This window comes from Staphylococcus sp. 231237_7MaSpsaltlick, assembly GCF_043107035.1.
The window spans coordinates 1-447 of sequence record NZ_JBICNX010000372.1 but is presented as its reverse complement, the minus strand read 5'-3'; the positions used below and the strand labels follow the sequence as shown (position 1 = coordinate 447).

1 pseudogene is annotated in these 447 nt (G+C 34.9%); it reads right to left on the bottom strand.

Features of this window, described 5'->3' with window-relative positions:
- Positions 1–447 (bottom strand): annotated as a pseudogene (locus ACF91D_RS31945) (hypothetical protein); the annotation flags it as partial.

The following is a 447-nucleotide window of genomic DNA, read 5'->3' as shown; positions in this document are numbered from 1 at the left end:
GAGCTAATTGTGTAAATACGTTAATTATAGCGTCACCAAAGCGACCCAATGCGCTTAATAATTTATTGAATACTGAAACCCCAGTTGTATTCATCATTTTAAAGAATTTTTGTGCTACTTTTGAATTTTCTGCCCATTCTAGCATTTTCTTACTAGCAACGTTCACACCGTCAGCTACACCTTTTAAGAATGGTGTTAATGATTTCATAGCACTTTCAACTGTATTTAAAGCATTAGCCATAGATTCAAATATTGCATTAGCATTTTGTTTAACTATATCTTGCCATGTATTTTTAACTGATTCTAAGGCAGTTTGATATTTTTTAGTAGCTGAACTAGCCTCAATCGTTCCATCTTCTAACATTTTGATTGCTGTTATTGCCATTCCTGCATATGCAACAAACCCACCAAAAGCAATGGCTCCTGCTCCTGCAAATGCTACTACAC